Source organism: Amycolatopsis sp. NPDC051373, assembly GCF_040689465.1.
GTDB lineage: Bacteria > Actinomycetota > Actinomycetes > Mycobacteriales > Pseudonocardiaceae > Amycolatopsis.
The window spans coordinates 173,789-189,807 of record NZ_JBFBAE010000009.1; the positions used below are offsets into that span (position 1 = coordinate 173,789).

A 16,019-nucleotide genomic window follows, 5' to 3' on the forward strand; every position below is an offset into this window, starting at 1 on the left:
CGGGTGACTACGCCAGCGCAGCACAAGCGCGAGCAGGCGACGGCGCGCGTCGCCCGGGTGCAGGAGACCATGCGGGCGCGGCTGGGTGCCCTGCCGGAAGCCGGGGACGAGCGGACGCGTGCCCTCGACAGCCTGGTCGACGCGGCGGAGGACCTGCTGCGCACGGAGCACGAGGTGGAGATCGCGACCGAGCAGGTGCGCGCGGCGAAGCTGGAGGCGCAACGGGCCGGCGCGCAGCGGCTGTCGCTGTACCTGGCGGCGGCGCCCGTCGCGGTGGGGATGGTCGCGGGCGCGCTGATGCTGTTCGGCGGGATCAGCGCGGTGTGGGTCCTGTTCGCGCTGCCGCTGCTCGGGTCCGGGCTGCGGATCGCGCTCGGGCCGCTCGGGCCGACGCCGCTGATGGTCGACCGGCGGCTGCGCGCCGCGTACACGGGGGCGGCCGCGGCGGGGCTCACGGCCGCGTCGCTGCTGGTCCCGGGCGCCGTGCAGACGATCCTGGTGGTGCTCGCCGCCGTCGCGACCGTGATCACCGTCGTGTTCCTGGTGCAGGAGGTCCGATGACCTACTCGGAGTACTACCCCGACGCCGAGTACTACCCCGAAGGCGAGGAGGAGGCGGACAGCGAGTTCGATGCGCTGTCCGAAACCGTCGACGGCATGCAGGAAACCGTCGTCGACCTCGAGTCGCGCACCGGGCGCGAGCTGACGGAGCTGCGCGAGACGTTCGAGTCCTTCTCCGACGCGCAGGCCCGCCACGAGTCCCGCCTCGACCTCGCCACGCGCCAGCTCGAACGGCTGCGCCAGCGCCTGCAGCTGCTCGAACGCGCGGTGCGCGTGTCGGAGAAGGTGCCGGTGGTGGACCTTGACGACGTCGGCCCCGCGTTGCGCAAACTCGCCGCCGACGCCGAACGTCGCCACGCGCTGGCCGCGCAGCTGATGACGGCTAACCAGCGCCGTCCGTACGAAGAGGACATCGCGCGGCTGCCGCAGGCGCGCGAAGCGTTGGCAGAGAGCGAAAACGCGCTCATCAACGTGCTCGCCATCCTCGCCACCACCCAGCACGGCGACGAAAACCGCGGCGGCGCCCAGTCGCGACTGTCCGAAGTGGTCGCCCGTCGCCGCGGTGTCCTCGACCGGCAGCTGCCTGCCGCGGTCAAGGACGCCGAGGCCGCGCAGCAGGTGCTCGACGCCGACGACGTCACGCGCACCCGCGTGCTGCCCCAGATCGAGAAGTCCGAACGCGACTGGGAAGAGCTGCACTCCAAGCTGCGCGAACGCATCACCGACGCGATCGGGTCCAGTGCGCTCCTGCCCGTGTGGTTCACGCACGCGTTCGGCGTCGCCCCGCCGTCCGGTGCGGCGGGGGACCGGTGGATCCGCGCGGCGACGTCGGCGCTGACCTACCGCGTGACCCACGGCGTTGCCGACCAGGCGCTGCCGCTGGGCGAGCCCCCGGCCGACGACACCGACTGGACCCAGCCGCAGTGGTCCTGGCGCGCCCGGCTCGAACAAGACATCGAGGACCTCGACATCAGTGGAGACTGACTGGGCCCGGCTGACTGGCCTGACTGACTGGGCCTGACTGACTAAGCCTGGGCGATCCGCACGAGGTTCCCCGCCGGGTCGCGCACGGCGGCGTCGCGCACGCCCCAGAACTGGTCGGCCGGCTCCTGCAGCACCTCGGCGCCGGGCGCGGCGGCGACCTTGGCGAACGTCTCGTCGAGGTTGTCCGTCCGCAGGTTGATCGCGCCGAGCTCACCCTTGGCGAGCAGCGCGGCCACGGTGTCGCCGTCGGCCTTGGACCGGCCGGCGTGCGGCTGCGACAGCACGATCTCGATCTCGGGCTGGGTGTCGGTAGTGAGGGTGACCCAGCGGAAGCCGTCGTTGGCGACCTCGTTGCGCACCTTGAACCCCAGCGTGTCTCTGTAGAACGCGACGGCCGCGTCGGGATCGTCGACGATCACGTGCACGGCGGCGATGGAAACAGTCATGCCGTGAGGTTATGCGGGCGCGCCGACGGACGCTTCTCCAATACTGCTCTGCTGCGGCGCGCCACCGGTCTTGCGCGGCCGCGTGGCCACCATCGTCTGGCACGGCGGTACCGCGGCGACATGCTCGTGGTCGCGCGCGCGGTAGGCCGAGGGCGTGTCGCCGACGAGCTCCGTGAACCGCGCCGAAAACGACCCGAGGCTGGTACACCCGACGGCGAAGCACGCTTCGGTGACGGTGAGACCGTTGCGCAGCAGCGTCTTGGCACGTTCGATGCGGCGGGTCATGAGATAGGAGTACGGCGTCTCCGCGTACGCCTCACGGAAGCGGCGGCTGAAGTGCGCCGTCGACATCAGCGCTGTGCGGGCGAGCGCGGGCACGTCGAGGGGTTCGGCGTACTCGCGGTCCATCCGGTCACGGGCACGGCGCAGTCTGCGCAGCTCGTCGAGGTCGGCGCTCATGGGCTCCATTCTGCACTGCTCAGTGTGGTTCCTCCGGCGATTCGTCCCAACCCGGCACGAGCGAGCGCTGCGCCCACGCCACGTCCCGCCACGCTCCGTGTTTCCACCCGATGCGCCGGTACGTGCCCACGGGCTCGAACCCCAGCGCCGCGTGCAGGCCGACGCTGGGCTCGTTCGGCAGCGTCATCCCCGCGACGGCCATCCGGAACCCGCGCTCCGCGAGGCGTGTGAAGAGCGCTTCGTACAGCGCGCGGCCGCCGCCCGTGCGTCGCCGCCCCAGCTCCAGGTACACGCTCACCTCGCACGACCAGCGGTACGCGGCGCGCTCCTTGAACGGCCCGCCGTACGCGTACCCGGCCACGCGCCCGTCGATCTCCAGAACCAGCCACGCGTGCGTCTTCGCGGCGCGCTCGATGCGCTCCGCCATTTCCGTACCGGTCGGCGGCTCGGTCTCGAACGTGATCGTCGTGTCGCGCACGTATGGCGCGTAGATCTCCGCGCACGCTTCGGCGTCGCGCTCGTCGGCGTCTCGGATCAGCATGGTTCACTATAGTAGCGGCTATTGGCTGTTATAGTATCACCTTGTGACGGACCCCCTGTCAGCCTCCTTGGCCTCGACCCTGCGCGACGCCCGCCTCGCCCACGACCTCTCCGCCGGCACCCTGGCCGAACGCTCGGGCGTCTCGCGCGCCATGATTGGCAAAATCGAACGCGGCGAGGCCCAGCCCACGGCGGTGCTGCTGAGCCGGCTGGCGTCCGCGTTGGGCCTGACCTTGTCGGAACTCGTCGCGCGCGCCGAGGCCGGCTCCGACCGTCGCCTCATGCGGCTTTCGGACCAACCGACGTGGACCGACCCGCTCACGGGGTATGCGCGCCGCGCTGTGTCACCGCCGGGTTCCACGGAACTCGTCGAGGTCTCTCTGCCGGCCGGCGCTTCGGTCGGCTTTCCGGCGGATTCTTATGCGTTCGCGGACCACCGCATCTGGGTCTTGTCGGGCCACCTCCGCTTCGTCGAGGGCGCCACGGTGCACGAACTCGACGCGGGGGACTGCCTGCAGCTGGGCCGCCCGGCGCCGTGCACCTATGTGAACCCGACTCCGGACGCTTGCCGCTACCTGGTGGTGCTGACGAAACGCTGATCGCCGCTTCACCGGTAAGGTCTGCGTTCTTGGGGGACACATGACCGACTCTTTGACCCGACGGCCCCTCGGCGCGGGCGAAGCCCTGGCCGTCGCCGGCGGCCTGGCATCCGGCGCCTTCGCGGCCTTCGCGTATTACAACGCCGGCCTCCGCCTCCTCGCGCACGCCTTCGTCCTGTGGATCGCGCTGGTGGTCGCCGTCTCCGCCGGCCGCGGGCCGCGCCGTGCGTACGTCCGCACCGTCGCCGCCCTCCTGCCTGCCGTGGTCGCGTTCTACGTGGGCAAGAAAGTCATGTACGGCCTCAAATACCCGGGCATGCCCTACTCGATCGACACCCAGACCGTGGTGCTGTGGTGCTTCCTGGCCGTCCTCGCGGGCACCCTCGGCCTCGCCTTCCGCTTCGTCGGCGCCCCCACCCGCGCCGGCACCCTCGCCACCGCCGCAGCCGTGGGCCTCGTCCTCGCGGATGCCGCACGCGAATGGCCCCACCTCGGCTCCGTCGCCTTGGCGGTGGCGACTCTGCTCGCCCTCGGTTTGGTGCTGGGTCTGGGGGTGCGTTCGCTGCGCCAGCTGGGGTTTGTGGCTTTGTGGGTGGTGCCGTTCGCCTTGGGTGCCACGGTGTTGGTGGCGCTTCCCGACGTTCTGGAGTCGTTGGTCTGACTTCCTGCAGCGCTTCGCGTCAGGGTTACCGAACTGCCAACCCCTTCCGCAGCCGGGGGACACACAGCCCCCGCCCTCCCAGGGGGGCGTCCCCACGTCCAGTCTACCGGCCAGCACCGACAATTTTGGGCGAGCGAAAGCAATGCCGGGTGGTTGTCCACAACTCGGGGTGGGCTGTGGATGAACCGCGTCAGGCAGGGTAGCAGTCCTGCGCAGCCTGCGGTTTTCCAGACCACACAAGCAACCCAAGCGTCAGCGGCCACAATCCAAAGCCCACACGATCACCGGGGCGCACTCACAGCAGCCCGCAACGTACCCCACAAGCATGATTCCAGAGACCAACCACAAAAAACCGGCCGGCACCCCGAACGGGCACCGGCCGGCAAACGAAAAACCTCAGATCAGCTCCGGAATCACCTTCGACGTGAACAGCTCGAGGCCCGACCGGTCGTACGCGGCTTCCACGAAGTAGTTGATCGCGTACGTCATCCCGAGACCCTCCAGCTCCTTGAACCGCTCCACGATCTGCTCCGGCGTGCCCACCATCGGGCCGTTTTCGAAGCTGGTGACGGTGGACTCCAGCACATCCGCCGGCAGATACCGCTCGTAGTGCGAACGAATCCACGCCAGCCGGCCCTGCACGTCCTTCTCGGTTTCGCCGATCACGACGTTGTAGTTGGCCGAGCGGACGATCGAACCGAAGTCCGTGCCGAGGTCCTTGCAGTGGCCTTCCAGCACCGACGACTTGTGCTTGAAGCCCTCGACGTCGCCGACGAAGTTGGTGTACTGGGCGTACTTCGCGGCCGTGCGCAGGGTCTTCTTTTCGCCGCCGCCGGCGATCCACAGGGGGATTCCGCCATCCTGCAAGGGAAGGGGACGGGAGATGGCGCCGTCGACCTGGTAGTGCTTGCCGTCGAGGGTGGCTTTGCCCTCGGTCCACAGCTGGCGCATGATCTCGACGCCCTCGTCGAGCATGCCGAGGCGCTCGCCGGCGCTGGGGAAGCCGTAGCCGTAGGCGCGCCACTCGTGCTCGTACCAGCCGCCGCCGATGCCCATCTCCACGCGGCCGCCGGAGATCACGTCGATGGTGGCCGCGACCTTCGCGAGGTAGGCGGGGTTGCGGTACGCCATGCAGGTGCACATCTGTCCCAGCCGCACGCGCGAAGTCGCGGCGCCATAGGCCGCCATGAGGCTCCACGCCTCGTGGGTGGCTTCGTCGCTCGGCACGGGCACGGTGTGGAAGTGGTCGTAGACCCAGATTGACTCGAACGGTCCCGCGTCGGCGAAGCGGGCGAGGTCGAGCATGGTGGTCCAGTGGTCGGCCGGGTCGATACCGACGAGGTCGTGACGCCAGCCCTGGGGAACGAACATTCCGAATCGCATGGCCCCGACCCTAGGCCTGGAGCGCACTCCAGGTAGAGCTGAACCGGTGATAATTCACAGTTTCGGCAGCTGCTGCTCCACACCCAGCAACGTCGCGAACGGATCACCGACGGTCTCGACTCGTTTGAGGACTGTCCGAATCGTCCAGTGGTCGGGAGTGAGATCCGGATCGTCGAGCTCCTCCCACCACAGCGGCACCGTAACCGGCGCACCCGGCCGCGGGCGGACGCTGTAGGGCGCGACGAGCGTTTTGTTCAGCACGTTCTGTGTGTAGTCCAGCCGCGCCTTGCCCCCGCGGCGGTCCTTGTGCCACGCCCAGCTGACCAAGTCCGGCAGCGTGCGCCCGATCGTCTTCGACACGGTCTCGGCCCACTTGCGCGTTTCCGCATACGTGTAGCGCGGTTCCACCGGCACCCACACCTGGATCCCGCGCTGTCCCGTGACTTTCGGCAGCCCGACGAGCCCGAGGTGCTCCAAAGCGGTGCGGTGCAAGCGCGCGAGGGCGAGCACGTCGTCGAACGACGTCTCCGGGCCGGGGTCGATGTCGAACAACGTCCACGTGGGGTGCTCGACGTCCTCGATCCGCGATGTCCACGCGTGCAGCTCGAGCGCGCCGAAGTTCGCCAGCCACGCCAGGTCGGCGACGCCCTCGGGCACGAGGTACTGCTGCACGTCGTCGGCATCGGCTTTCTCGTAGTGCCAGCGGTGCAGCCACTTCGGCGCGTGGTCGGGCACTTCCTTGTGCCAGAAGCCGGGTTTCTCGATGCCGCCGGGGAACCGGTTCGTGTTGAGAGCGCGGTTCGCGAGATAGGGCAGCATCGTCGGGCCGATGCGCGTGTAGTACCGGATGAGGTCGCGTTTGGTGATGGGGTCCTCGCCGTCGCGGCCGGGGACGAGGACCTTGTCGAGGTTGGTCAGCGCCAGCTTCTGACCGGCGACGGTCCAGCTGCCGCGCGCGTCGAGCTCATCCAGGGCTTTCAGCTCGGCGTCGGACGCGGGCTGGAACACGGGTTTGAGCTGCTGCTCCGCCTCGGCCGCCGGCAGGTCGCTGCGCCAGAGTGCCGGGGGAGCGGCCTTGATCTCGTCGTTGGTCAGCCCGCTCTTCACCGACTTCAGGTGGTCCTCGGCGTCCCAGCCGGCGGTGGCGTGGTCGTCCTGCTTGTGCAGCAGCAGCCACTGCTTTCCGTCGCCGTCGCGGCTGGGGTGGATGAGCACGAAGCGGCCGGCGAGCTTCTCACCGAACAGGTCGAAGTGCAGGTTGCCGTCGGCGAGCGCCTGCTCGGGGTCGTCGGTGTCGACGGGCTCCCAGGTGCCGCGGTCCCACACGATCACGTCGCCGCCGCCGTACTCGCCGTGCGGGATCACGCCCTCGAAATCCGCGTATTCGAGCGGGTGGTCCTCCACGTGCACGGCCATCCGCCGCACCTTCGGGTCGAGCGTCGGGCCCTTCGGCACGGCCCAGCTGATGAGCACGCCGCCCAGCTCCAGGCGCAGATCGTAGTGCCGGCGGCGGGCGCGGTGGCGCTGCACGACGAAGCGGTTTCCCGGCGTGGTGGCCGCGTCGCCGCCCGCGGGCTCGGCGGTGCGCTGGAAGTCGCGCATCTCGCGGTACTTCTTGAGCCGCTCCGCCGCAGAGTCCATGGTCCGCCCTCCTCAAGGCAGCGTAGGACACTTTCGATCAGCGGTCCTGGTCACGCGGTGGGATGATCGCCTCGGACGCGGCCTGGCTCGGCGTGCCACGGTGGCTTCCACCGCGTGTGACGTGGCCCTCCGCGCGCAGGCGTTCGACCATGTGCGGGTAGTGCAGCTCGAACGCGGGCCGCTCGGAGCGGATGCGGGGCAGCTCGAGGAAGTTGTGCCGCGGCGGCGGGCACGTCGTCGCCCACTCCAGCGAGTTGCCGTAGCCCCACGGATCGTCGGTGTCGACGCGAGCGCCGAAGCGGTAGCTCTTCACCACGTTCCAGATGAAGGGCAGCACCGAGGCGCCCAGGATGAACGACCCGATCGTGGAGATGGTCTGCATGAGGGTGAACCCGTCGCTGCGCAGGTAGTCGGCGTAGCGGCGGGGCATGCCGGCGTCGCCGAGCCAGTGCTGGATGAGGAACGTGGTGTGGAAGCCGATGAAGGTCGTCCAGAAGTGCCACTTGGCCAGCGGCTCGTCGAGCATGCGGCCGGTGATCTTGGGGAACCAGAAGTAGATGCCGGCGAAGGTGGCGAACACGATCGTCCCGAACAGCACGTAGTGGAAGTGGGCGACGACGAAGTAGCTGTCGTGCACGTGGAAGTCCAGCGGCGGGGCGGCAAGGATGACGCCGGTGAGCCCGCCGAGCAGGAACGTGACCAGGAACCCGATCGACCACAGCATCGGCGACTCGAACGTCAGCTGCCCCTTCCACATCGTGCCGATCCAGTTGAAGAACTTGATCCCGGTGGGCACGGCGATGAGGAAGGTCATGAACGAGAAGAACGGCAGCAGCACGGCGCCGGTCGCGAACATGTGGTGCGCCCAGACGGTGGCCGACAGGCCGGTGATCGCGATCGTCGCGAACACCATCGTCCGGTAGCCGAACAGCGGTTTTCGGCTGAAGACAGGGATGATCTCCGTGGCGATGCCGAAGTACGGCAGCGCGACGATGTAGACCTCCGGGTGTCCGAAGAACCAGAACAGGTGCTGCCACAGGATCGCGCCGCCGTTGGCGGGGTCGAACACGTGCGCGCCGATGTGTCTGTCGGCGAGCAGCCCGAACAGCGCGGCCGTGAGGATCGGGAACGCGAGCAGGATCAGCACGCCGGTGAGCAGGATGTTCCAGGTGAAGATGGGCATCCGCCACATCGTCATGCCGGGGCAGCGCAACGTGACGATCGTCGTCACCATGTTCACCGCGCCCAGGATCGTGCCGAGCCCCGAGATGATCAGCCCGGTGATCCACAGGTCGCCGCCGATGCCCGGCGAGTGGATGGCGTTGGACAGCGGCGTGTACGCGGTCCAGCCGAATTCGGGTGGGCCGCCGGGTGTGAGGTAGCTGCTGATCACGATCAGCCCGCCGAACAGGTACAGCCAGTAGGAGAACGCGTTCAGCCGCGGGAACGCCACGTCGGGCGACCCGATCTGCAGCGGCACGATGAAGTTGGCGAAGCCGAAGAGGTTCGGGGTCGCGTACAGCAGCAGCATGATCGTGCCGTGCATGGTGAACAGCTGGTTGTACTGCTCCGGTGACAGGAATTGCATGCCAGGCTGTGCGAGCTCCGTGCGCATCAGCAGCGCGGTGAGGCCGCCGATGAGGAAGAACGCGAACGACGTCGAGAGATAGAGGACGCCGATCGTCTTGTGGTCCGTCGTGCGGGCGATCTTCAGGATCTGCCCGCCCTTCAGCCCGCGCCACGCCGGCCGCAGCGGAACCGGAACGGGCCTGGTCACGGTGTCGGCCATCGGTCCTCCCCTCAGGGCGTACCCATTGTGGGCACGATCACGAGGAGGGGGTGGGGCCGGTTTTTCAACGCGCTTTTCCGCGCGCTGCGGGCTACCGCTGCAGCGGCTGGTCGTCGTCCGCGACGCAGGCCTGCACGTGGGTGCGGACGGTGTCGTCGGCGGCGACGCAGGCTTCGGCCTCCGTGGTGGCGGTGGCGTGCTGGAGGAGGCTGTAGAGCTGTTCGCGCTGCTCGAGGCTCAGGGCACAGAGCACCTCGTCCTCGACGGCGGCCATGGCGAACTCGGCCTTGGCCAGCTTCTTCGCCCCGACGTCGGTGAGCTCCACCACGTGCCGGCGGCGGTCCTCGGGGGAGCGGCGGCGCTCGATGAGGTTGTCGGCCTCGAGGTCGTTGAGCAGGCCGACGAGGTTGGTGCTGTCGATGCCGAGGGTGGCGGCCAGGGCCTGCTGGGTGCTGCTGCCGTGGTCGCGCAGCACCGTGAGCGTGAGCAGGTGGCGGGGGCGCAGGTTCATGGGCGTCAGCACCGATTCCGCCCGCGTCCGCACGCGCCGCGAGAGGTGGTCGAGCAGGGCTCCGCACCGGTGGGGCGGCTGGTTGACGACCGGGAGCGAGGCCATGCGTCCAGTATACGAGAACTCGCGAGTCGTCCGTGTGCTATAAATGGTTTGTCCTACACAAACGATCTATGGACGGCGAACGAGATGCCTCACCTTCTCCACATCGACTCCAGCATCAACGGCGACCGCTCGGTCAGCCGAGCGCTCAGCGCCCGCGCTGCCGCCGCGTGGCGGGCCGCCCACCCCGACGGCACCGTCACCTACCGCGACCTGGGCGCCAACCCGGTCCCGCACTTCGACGCCGCGTCCGGTCTCGCCCGCGTCGTGCCTGCCGAGCAGCGCACGCCGGAGCAGAACGAGTCGTGGAAGCTCACCGAGGAGCTCGTCGGCGAGGTCCGCGAGGCGTCCACGGTGCTGCTCGGCCTGCCCCTGTACAACTACGGCGCGCCGAGCGTCGTGAAGTCCTGGGTCGACCACCTGATCGCCCCCGGTCTCGCCTTCGACCCGGCCACGGGCACCGGCCTGCTCGACGGCCGCGAGTTCCTCGTCCTCGCCTCCCGCGGCGGTGGCTACGGCGAGGGCACCCCGCGCTTCGGCTGGGACCACGCCGAGTCCTGGCTCCCGCACGGCCTGGCGATCACCGGCATCGAGCCGCGGTTCATCGCCGCGGAGCTGACGCTGGCGGACACCAACCCGGCGATGGCCGACCTGCGTGATCTGGCGGCCGAGAGCATGGCGGCGGCGGAGCGGGAGATCGACGAGCTCTGGACTCCGGTCAACGCGTAGTCCATCGGGCTCTTGGGTCGGACGGCTCGCCACGGTCCCGAGGGGGAGGCCGTGGCGAGTTCGTCTCCGGCTCGGAGTCCATAGTGGACCTGGCGATCACCCGAGTTGCGACGGCCCGTGGCGGCGGGCGTAACTTGACGCCATGTCACACGGTGCTGAGTTGTCCGACTCCGGGTCGTCACCGCTGGACGCCGCTTTCGCCCGGCTGCTCGTGGACAGCTACCGCCGCGTGGTCGGCAAACCACTGATCGACGCCAGGTTGGACGCCGCCCGCCACCTCTACGAGGACGCCCCCTTCGGCCTCCTGGCCCACGACACCGCCGACGACCCCCGCTTCACCTACGCCAACCTCGTCGCCCAGCACGCGTTCGAACTCGGCTGGACCGAGTTCCGCGGCATGCCCTCGCGCCTTTCCGCCGAGCCGGACCGGCAGGAGGACCGTGACGCCCTCGTCGAGGCCGTCGCCACCCACGGCTTCGTCAGCGGCTACCGCGGCCGGCGCATCGCCAAGTCGGGCCGCCGCTTCTGGATCGAAGACGTGACGATGTGGAACCTCGTCGACGACACCGGGGTGAAACAGGGACAGGCCGCCATTTTCGCGCGCTATACGGCCGTCTGACCCTGCTTCTCGGTCCATTCTGTCCGCCCGCTCGCGGACGCTTTTTCCTTGCTGTTCGCCCGGAGTTCACCGGCGTGAGCGTGTGAGGGCGCGTCCCGTCGGTTGGTGCACCGGAGCGCTGCCGCGCTGTTCGACTGGCGCGCGGGAGCACTGCCGCCCCTTCGGCTTGGCGCGGGCACACGAAGGCGTCGGCGCTCTGTCTGGTGGGCGCGTCTGTCGGATAGGCGCGTCTGCCGGATGGGCCTCTCTGCCAGGTGGGTGTGCGCGCGCCGGCTCGCTAGATGATGTCGCTGTGGCGGATGCGGTACACCTGCAGCCGCAGGTCGTAGTACTTCGTCGTTTCGCCGACCCACTGCATGCCGAGGCGCTTGGCCGTCGCGATGGCGCGCGTGTTGGAGGGCCGCGCCACGGCGAAGAGCTCCTCGGTGTCCTGCGTGAACGCCCACTCGATCAGCGTCCGCGCCGATTCCGTCGCGTAGCCCTTGCCCCAGGCGTCCGGGTGCAGCTGCCAGCTCAGCTCCAGGTCCTCCTGGAACGGCGGCAGCAGCCGGATCCCGAGCCCGCCCACGACGGCGCCGTCCGACGTGCGCGCCACGGCCCAGCGCCCGCGCGGCGGAGCCAGGTTCGGCTGGGCTTCCTGCCACGCTTGCAGCACCGAGCGCATCGCGGCGACGTCGGTGACGCGGTCCATCGCGGGCGTCAGCCAGTGAGTGACCTCGTCCGTGCCGTAGATACGGAACGCGGCGTCGGCGTCGTCGATCGACCAGTCCCGGATCACGAGGCGGTCGGTGGCCAGAGGCATGTCCATGGCTGAACGGTACGCCGAAACGACCCTCCACCGGCGGGTGATCCGTGGCACCCGTCGCCCTCCGTGGGGCGTTGGCCCTCGGGGCTCCTAGTGGCCTCCTGACTCCATCGTCATAGCTTCCTCACAACCTCCTGCCACGCTCGCAACGTGCGTTCATCCATCTCCTTCTTCGTCGCCGGCGCCGCGTTCGTCCTGCTCAGCGCCTGCTCCGGCTCGCCCGCCGCCCCGCAGGTCGCCACGCTCGACACGGGCAGCGCGTCCGCAGGTGCCCCAGCCTCGTCGTCGGCCACCACGGCCGAGTCCGACGCAGGCCGCCCGCAGCTGCGCCTCGACAGCTCGCCCGAGGAGAAACAGTCCTACTGGGACGCCTACGACTCCTGTCTCCGCACCAACGGCCACGCCGTCCTCGATGGACGGCACTCCGGCCCGGTCGGCGACCCGAACAGCCCGCCTGCCCTCGACATGAACGACGACAGCCCCCAGTCGAAGAAAGCCGAGGAGGCCTGCAAACGAAAGCTGCCGCTGCAGCCGCCCGAGCTTTCCCCGCGGACCAACCCGAAGTTCAACGACCAGTTCCACGACATGGTCAAGTGCATGACCGACAAGGGCGCCCACGTGCACGTGGCCCCCGACACCAGCGTCGACGCCCACGGCCTCACCTGGCAGATCGACGACGGCTCGTCCGACACCTACGACAACCTCGACAAGCTCGCCGACCAGTGCCAGCAGCAGGCGTTCGCGAAGTAGGTCGCGTACGGTGACCCTCGTGGAAATCTGGGTCAACCCGCGTTGCTCGAAGTGCCGCTCCGCCGTGTCGCTGCTCGACGAGGCCGGCGCCGCCTACACCGTGCGCCGGTACCTCGAGGACCCGCCGACGCCGGCCGAGCTCGAGGCCGTGCTGGACCGGCTCGGGCTCGACCCGTGGGACATCACGCGCACCGGCGAGAAGGTCGCGACCGAGCTCGGCCTGAAGTCGTGGCCGCGAACGCCCGCCGATCGCGCCCGCTGGATCGAGGCGCTGGCGGCGAACCCGGCGCTCATCCAGCGCCCGATCATCACGGCCGACGACGGCACCACAGTCGTCGCCCGTGACGAGGAGACGGTCCGGTCCGTCCTGGGCTGACGCCTCGCCCCGCGTGGGTGTCGGTGGTCTGCTTCGTCCATTCGCCTCCTGGTGTGCTCGGGGTGCTGTTCTCTCAACGCTGCTGTTTCAGAGCTGTCGTGCCAGTGCTGTCGTGTGCCGTGCTGTCTCGTGTTAGTGGATGTGCGTTCGGTGATGTCTGCTGCGTCGCCGGTGTCTCAAAAGTATCATAAAGCGTCTCAATATTGCTAGACCTTCAGGTGGCGGTAGACCGTCGCCCGGGAGACGCCCAGCTCGTCGGCGATCTTCGTGGCCGGGAAGCCCTGGTCGTGCAGCTTGCGGCACATCACCAGCAGGTTGCCGGTCATCACGGTCGGCCGGCCCCGCCCGGCGTGGCGTTGTGAGTCGCCGAAGAGGCGGTGGACGCCGTCGAGCACGGTGGCGCGCAGTTCGTCGACGGAGTGGTCGGCGTAGAGGACCACCGGATCGCTCAGCATGGCGATGGCCTGCGCGGCGCGGACGTTGGCGGCGAAGTCCGGGTCCGGACCGGCCACGATCAGGTTCGCCCGCAGCATGCCGTCGCGGAAGCGGTCGAACACCGACTGCGACGCGGTCAACCCCAGATCACGCAGGTTGAGCCGCAGCAGGTAGCGGTGGCGCAGCCAGACGTCGAGCAGGCCTTCGACCATCGCGTCGCGGGCGGCGTCGGCGTCCGGTGCCAGGGCCTGCGCCGAGTCGACGGTGGCTTCCAGGTCGACCAGCATCGGCTCGGCCATCGCGGTGATGATCTCGGCCTTGCCCGGGAAGTGGTACAGAACCGCGGTTTTTGTGACGCCGACGCGTTCGGCGATTTCCCGCACGGAGGTCGCGTGGTAGCCGTTCGAGGCGAACAAGTCCATGGCGACCTGCAGTATGCGCGCGCGGGTGTCGGGCGGCACGACTTCGTTCATGCTGCCGAATCTACCTCCTTGCCTGACCGGTGGACAGGCGTGTACCGTCGATCCTGACCGTTGGTCAGGGGGACCGCGGCAGGAGGGGATGGCAGATTATGACCACGAAGACAGTGCTGATCTCCGGTGCGGGAGTCGCCGGGCCCACGCTCGCCTACTGGCTGGCGCGTGCGGGGTACCGGCCGACCGTAGCGGAGCGCGCGGCCGGACTGCGCTCGAGCGGCAGCCCGGTGGACGTCCGCGGGCTGACCGCCGAGGTCGCGGAAGATGGGCCTCACCGAGCAGCTGCGGGAGGCGGCCACCTCGGTCAGGAGCATGAAGTTCGTGAACGACCGGGAGAAGAGTGTCGGGCGGGTGGCGCTGGGCGACGGTGGTGGCACCGACGTCGAGCTGACACGCACCGACCTCGCGCGCATCCTGTACGAGGCGAGCGCCGACGACGCGAAATACGTGTTCCACGACTCGGTGGCCGGGCTCGCGCAGGACGAGGGCGGGGTCGACGTCACCTTCGAACACGGCGCACCGCGGCGGTTCGACCTCGTGGTGGGCACCGACGGGCTGCACTCCGGCGTGCGCCGGCTGGCGTTCGGCCCGGAGCCGGAGTTCGTGGAGCACATGGGTGTGTACGTCGCGACCATGCCGCTCGACGCGCCGGTGCCCGACCGGAGCGAGATCGTTATGTACAACTCGCCGGGCCGTGCGGTGGCGGTGCACCCATCGCGGGAGCGCGGGATCGTGGCGTTCATGTTCCGCCACGCCGCGGTGCCGGGCTTCGACTACCGCGACACGCAGCAGCACAAGCGGTTGCTGGAGACCGCGTACGCCGGCGTGGGATGGCGGGTGCCGGAGCTGCTCGACCAGGTGCGGGCTGCCGGCGATCTGTACCTCGATTCGGTTTCGCGTGTGCGGTTGCCGAGCTGGGCCGCGCGCCGGGTGGTGCTGGCGGGTGATGCGGCGTCGTGTGTCTCGCTGTTCGGCGATGGCTCCACGCTGGCGATGTCCGGTGCGCACACGCTGGCCACCGAACTGGCCGCGACCCCGGGGGATCCGGCGGCGGCGTTCCGGCGTTATGAGGCCACGCACCGGAAGCTGGTGAATCCGAGGCAGCGCAACGTTCCTGTGGCGGCCGCGATGCTGATTCCCGCCACCAGGGCGGGAATGGCGGTGCGCAACCTCGGGACGCGGTTGGCGCCGTTGGTCAACGCGGCGCAGAAGCTGGCCTTGGCGAGGAGCGCGTGACTGGGTGGAAATTTGGCCGCCCGGGGCCGGCAGGCGGCCAGACGGCGCACCCGCCGGCCCGGCTAGAGGCGTCGCGCGGCTTGGCCGAGCGCTGGCAGGTGGGTGAGTTGCTTGCCCAGTCGGCCACCAAGCGGCGCAGACGCTGACTGGTTGCGCTGCGGCATGGGCCTTGCCGGTGTTCTGGTCGGTCGGCGAGGTTGCGCGTGTTGGTGGTGGCCAGGTGGCCTATCCGCCGTGGTGTGGGCCTTGGTTGCGGGTGGATAGGCGGGGTTCCTCACCAGGGCCAGGGCCAGGGCCAGGGCCAGGGCCAGAGCCAGGGCCGGGGCCGGTGCCGCGTCGGCGTGTGGCGGGCCGAGCGCCGACGCTGGTCGGTGACCGCGCGGCGCCGGCGTGCCGGCGTGCGGTGCGTGGTCGTTGCGCGGGGAGGGGCGGCCGTGGGCCGCTGTGGTGGGAGAGGTCAGCCGACCTTTTCACGGGGGAAGGGGTCGGGGGGCCAGTCCGGGGGCCACTCGGTTGGCCAGGCCGGTTCGGTCTCGGACGTGGGGGATGGGTCGGAGGGCGTCGGAGGTAGAGACGGGAGGGTTTGGCTGGAGTCGTTGCTGTGGGAGGGGATTGTCGGGCCCGTGCCGTTGTGCTGGGTGGGGATGTCGCGAGGGAAGGGGGACGGGAGAAGGCGAGTGCCGCCACCGGAACCGAGGCCGGTACCCGCAGCCTGACCGGGGCCTGTGGCCAAGCCGGTACCCCCGGGCACTTCGGTACCCCCGGGCACTTCGGTGCCTCCTGGTACTCGGGTACTTGTGGCAGCAGCCAGGCCTGAACCGACTTCGGTGCCTCCTGGTACTCGGGTACTTGTGGCAGCAGCCAGGCCTGAACCGACTTCGGTGCCTCCTGGTACTCGGGTACTTGTGGCAGCAGCCA

General features: G+C 69.4%; 18 protein-coding genes. 9 read left to right on the forward strand and 9 right to left on the reverse strand.

Annotated features, from left to right (window positions below; genetic code table 11):
* Window positions 1–3 precede the first annotated feature (3 nt).
* Entirely contained in the window at window positions 4–561 is a 558-nt protein-coding gene (locus AB0383_RS18615) for a hypothetical protein (protein WP_366187984.1), read from the forward strand.
* A complete protein-coding gene (locus tag AB0383_RS18620; protein ID WP_364180811.1) occupies window positions 558–1,544 on the forward strand; it encodes a hypothetical protein in 987 nt (328 codons plus the stop codon). Before AB0383_RS18615 ends, AB0383_RS18620 begins: the two co-directional genes overlap by 4 nt.
* A gap of 41 nt (window positions 1,545–1,585) precedes the next feature.
* On the opposite strand, the gene AB0383_RS18625 is transcribed toward AB0383_RS18620, so the two are convergent.
* Genes AB0383_RS18625 through AB0383_RS18635 form a run of 3 tightly spaced genes read right to left on the reverse strand, consistent with a single transcriptional unit; the run spans window position 1,586 to window position 2,990 of the window.
* Entirely contained in the window at window positions 1,586–1,990 is a 405-nt protein-coding gene (locus tag AB0383_RS18625) for a VOC family protein (protein WP_220246681.1), read from the reverse strand.
* Window positions 1,991–1,999: 9 nt separating this feature from the next.
* On the reverse strand, window positions 2,000–2,449 hold the full coding sequence (locus tag AB0383_RS18630) for a helix-turn-helix transcriptional regulator (RefSeq protein WP_364180813.1): 450 nt from the start codon (window positions 2,447–2,449) through the stop codon (window positions 2,000–2,002).
* Between the two features lie 19 nt (window positions 2,450–2,468).
* Complete coding sequence (locus tag AB0383_RS18635) at window positions 2,469–2,990, reverse strand: N-acetyltransferase family protein (RefSeq protein ID WP_364180816.1); 522 nt, start codon at window positions 2,988–2,990, stop codon at window positions 2,469–2,471.
* A 43-nt stretch (window positions 2,991–3,033) separates the two neighbouring features.
* Here AB0383_RS18635 and AB0383_RS18640 point away from each other — a divergent pair, with 43 nt between their 5' ends.
* Together AB0383_RS18640 and AB0383_RS18645 are read left to right on the forward strand one after the other, a co-directional pair.
* Window positions 3,034–3,588 carry an XRE family transcriptional regulator gene (locus tag AB0383_RS18640; protein ID WP_366187985.1) on the forward strand — a complete coding sequence of 185 codons (555 nt, stop codon included), beginning with the start codon at window positions 3,034–3,036 and terminating at the stop codon, window positions 3,586–3,588.
* 40 nt (window positions 3,589–3,628) lie between these two features.
* Window positions 3,629–4,249 carry a hypothetical protein gene (locus tag AB0383_RS18645; protein WP_364180821.1) on the forward strand — a complete coding sequence of 207 codons (621 nt, stop codon included), beginning with the start codon at window positions 3,629–3,631 and terminating at the stop codon, window positions 4,247–4,249.
* Window positions 4,250–4,645: 396 nt separating this feature from the next.
* Here the strand turns inward: AB0383_RS18645 and AB0383_RS18650 are convergent, their stop codons facing one another.
* The 4 genes from AB0383_RS18650 to AB0383_RS18665 all read right to left on the reverse strand — a co-directional run bounded on the left by AB0383_RS18650 (window position 4,646) and on the right by AB0383_RS18665 (window position 9,678).
* A complete protein-coding gene (locus AB0383_RS18650; protein ID WP_366187986.1) occupies window positions 4,646–5,632 on the reverse strand; it encodes an LLM class F420-dependent oxidoreductase in 987 nt (328 codons plus the stop codon).
* A gap of 54 nt (window positions 5,633–5,686) precedes the next feature.
* Window positions 5,687–7,273 carry a non-homologous end-joining DNA ligase gene (gene ligD / locus AB0383_RS18655; protein ID WP_366187987.1) on the reverse strand — a complete coding sequence of 529 codons (1,587 nt, stop codon included), beginning with the start codon at window positions 7,271–7,273 and terminating at the stop codon, window positions 5,687–5,689.
* Window positions 7,274–7,310: 37 nt separating this feature from the next.
* Window positions 7,311–9,062 (reverse strand): cytochrome c oxidase subunit I, encoded by a 1,752-nt coding sequence (ctaD, locus tag AB0383_RS18660; protein WP_364180829.1) that lies wholly within the window; start codon window positions 9,060–9,062, stop codon window positions 7,311–7,313.
* 91 nt (window positions 9,063–9,153) lie between these two features.
* A complete protein-coding gene (locus AB0383_RS18665) occupies window positions 9,154–9,678 on the reverse strand; it encodes a MarR family winged helix-turn-helix transcriptional regulator (RefSeq protein WP_364180831.1) in 525 nt (174 codons plus the stop codon).
* An 84-nt stretch (window positions 9,679–9,762) separates the two neighbouring features.
* Between AB0383_RS18665 and AB0383_RS18670 the strand changes: the two genes are divergently transcribed.
* On the forward strand, window positions 9,763–10,404 hold the full coding sequence (locus tag AB0383_RS18670; RefSeq protein ID WP_364180833.1) for an NAD(P)H-dependent oxidoreductase: 642 nt from the start codon (window positions 9,763–9,765) through the stop codon (window positions 10,402–10,404).
* A 142-nt stretch (window positions 10,405–10,546) separates the two neighbouring features.
* A complete protein-coding gene (locus AB0383_RS18675) occupies window positions 10,547–11,023 on the forward strand; it encodes an MEKHLA domain-containing protein (RefSeq protein ID WP_364180835.1) in 477 nt (158 codons plus the stop codon).
* A 277-nt stretch (window positions 11,024–11,300) separates the two neighbouring features.
* Here the strand turns inward: AB0383_RS18675 and AB0383_RS18680 are convergent, their stop codons facing one another.
* Entirely contained in the window at window positions 11,301–11,831 is a 531-nt protein-coding gene (locus AB0383_RS18680) for a GNAT family N-acetyltransferase (RefSeq protein WP_364180837.1), read from the reverse strand.
* A 147-nt stretch (window positions 11,832–11,978) separates the two neighbouring features.
* Between AB0383_RS18680 and AB0383_RS18685 the strand changes: the two genes are divergently transcribed.
* Both AB0383_RS18685 and AB0383_RS18690 read left to right on the forward strand, forming a co-directional pair.
* Window positions 11,979–12,578, forward strand: a complete 600-nt coding sequence (locus AB0383_RS18685) for a hypothetical protein (protein WP_366187988.1) — start codon at window positions 11,979–11,981, stop codon at window positions 12,576–12,578.
* 19 nt (window positions 12,579–12,597) lie between these two features.
* Entirely contained in the window at window positions 12,598–12,954 is a 357-nt protein-coding gene (locus AB0383_RS18690; protein ID WP_364180885.1) for an arsenate reductase family protein, read from the forward strand.
* A 206-nt stretch (window positions 12,955–13,160) separates the two neighbouring features.
* Here the strand turns inward: AB0383_RS18690 and AB0383_RS18695 are convergent, their stop codons facing one another.
* Window positions 13,161–13,862, reverse strand: a complete 702-nt coding sequence (locus AB0383_RS18695; RefSeq protein WP_364180842.1) for a TetR family transcriptional regulator — start codon at window positions 13,860–13,862, stop codon at window positions 13,161–13,163.
* Between the two features lie 267 nt (window positions 13,863–14,129).
* Here AB0383_RS18695 and AB0383_RS18700 point away from each other — a divergent pair, with 267 nt between their 5' ends.
* Complete coding sequence (locus AB0383_RS18700) at window positions 14,130–15,101, forward strand: FAD-dependent monooxygenase (RefSeq protein WP_366187989.1); 972 nt, start codon at window positions 14,130–14,132, stop codon at window positions 15,099–15,101.
* Window positions 15,102–16,019 lie beyond the last annotated feature (918 nt).

Excerpts from the sequence above, each read along its gene's own strand:
- AB0383_RS18620 (WP_364180811.1), top strand. The coding sequence starts at position 558 with ATGACCTACTCGGAGTACTACCCCGACGCCGAGTACTACCCCGAAGGC.
- AB0383_RS18625 (WP_220246681.1), bottom strand. The coding sequence starts at position 1,990 with ATGACTGTTTCCATCGCCGCCGTGCACGTGATCGTCGACGATCCCGAC.
- AB0383_RS18630 (WP_364180813.1), bottom strand. The coding sequence starts at position 2,449 with ATGAGCGCCGACCTCGACGAGCTGCGCAGACTGCGCCGTGCCCGTGAC.
- AB0383_RS18635 (WP_364180816.1), bottom strand. The coding sequence starts at position 2,990 with ATGCTGATCCGAGACGCCGACGAGCGCGACGCCGAAGCGTGCGCGGAG.
- AB0383_RS18645 (WP_364180821.1), top strand. The coding sequence starts at position 3,629 with ATGACCGACTCTTTGACCCGACGGCCCCTCGGCGCGGGCGAAGCCCTG.
- AB0383_RS18650 (WP_366187986.1), bottom strand. The coding sequence starts at position 5,632 with ATGCGATTCGGAATGTTCGTTCCCCAGGGCTGGCGTCACGACCTCGTC.
- ligD (WP_366187987.1), bottom strand. The coding sequence starts at position 7,273 with ATGGACTCTGCGGCGGAGCGGCTCAAGAAGTACCGCGAGATGCGCGAC.
- ctaD (WP_364180829.1), bottom strand. The coding sequence starts at position 9,062 with ATGGCCGACACCGTGACCAGGCCCGTTCCGGTTCCGCTGCGGCCGGCG.
- AB0383_RS18665 (WP_364180831.1), bottom strand. The coding sequence starts at position 9,678 with ATGGCCTCGCTCCCGGTCGTCAACCAGCCGCCCCACCGGTGCGGAGCC.
- AB0383_RS18670 (WP_364180833.1), top strand. The coding sequence starts at position 9,763 with ATGCCTCACCTTCTCCACATCGACTCCAGCATCAACGGCGACCGCTCG.
- AB0383_RS18675 (WP_364180835.1), top strand. The coding sequence starts at position 10,547 with ATGTCACACGGTGCTGAGTTGTCCGACTCCGGGTCGTCACCGCTGGAC.
- AB0383_RS18680 (WP_364180837.1), bottom strand. The coding sequence starts at position 11,831 with ATGGACATGCCTCTGGCCACCGACCGCCTCGTGATCCGGGACTGGTCG.
- AB0383_RS18695 (WP_364180842.1), bottom strand. The coding sequence starts at position 13,862 with ATGAACGAAGTCGTGCCGCCCGACACCCGCGCGCGCATACTGCAGGTC.
- AB0383_RS18700 (WP_366187989.1), top strand. The coding sequence starts at position 14,130 with ATGGGCCTCACCGAGCAGCTGCGGGAGGCGGCCACCTCGGTCAGGAGC.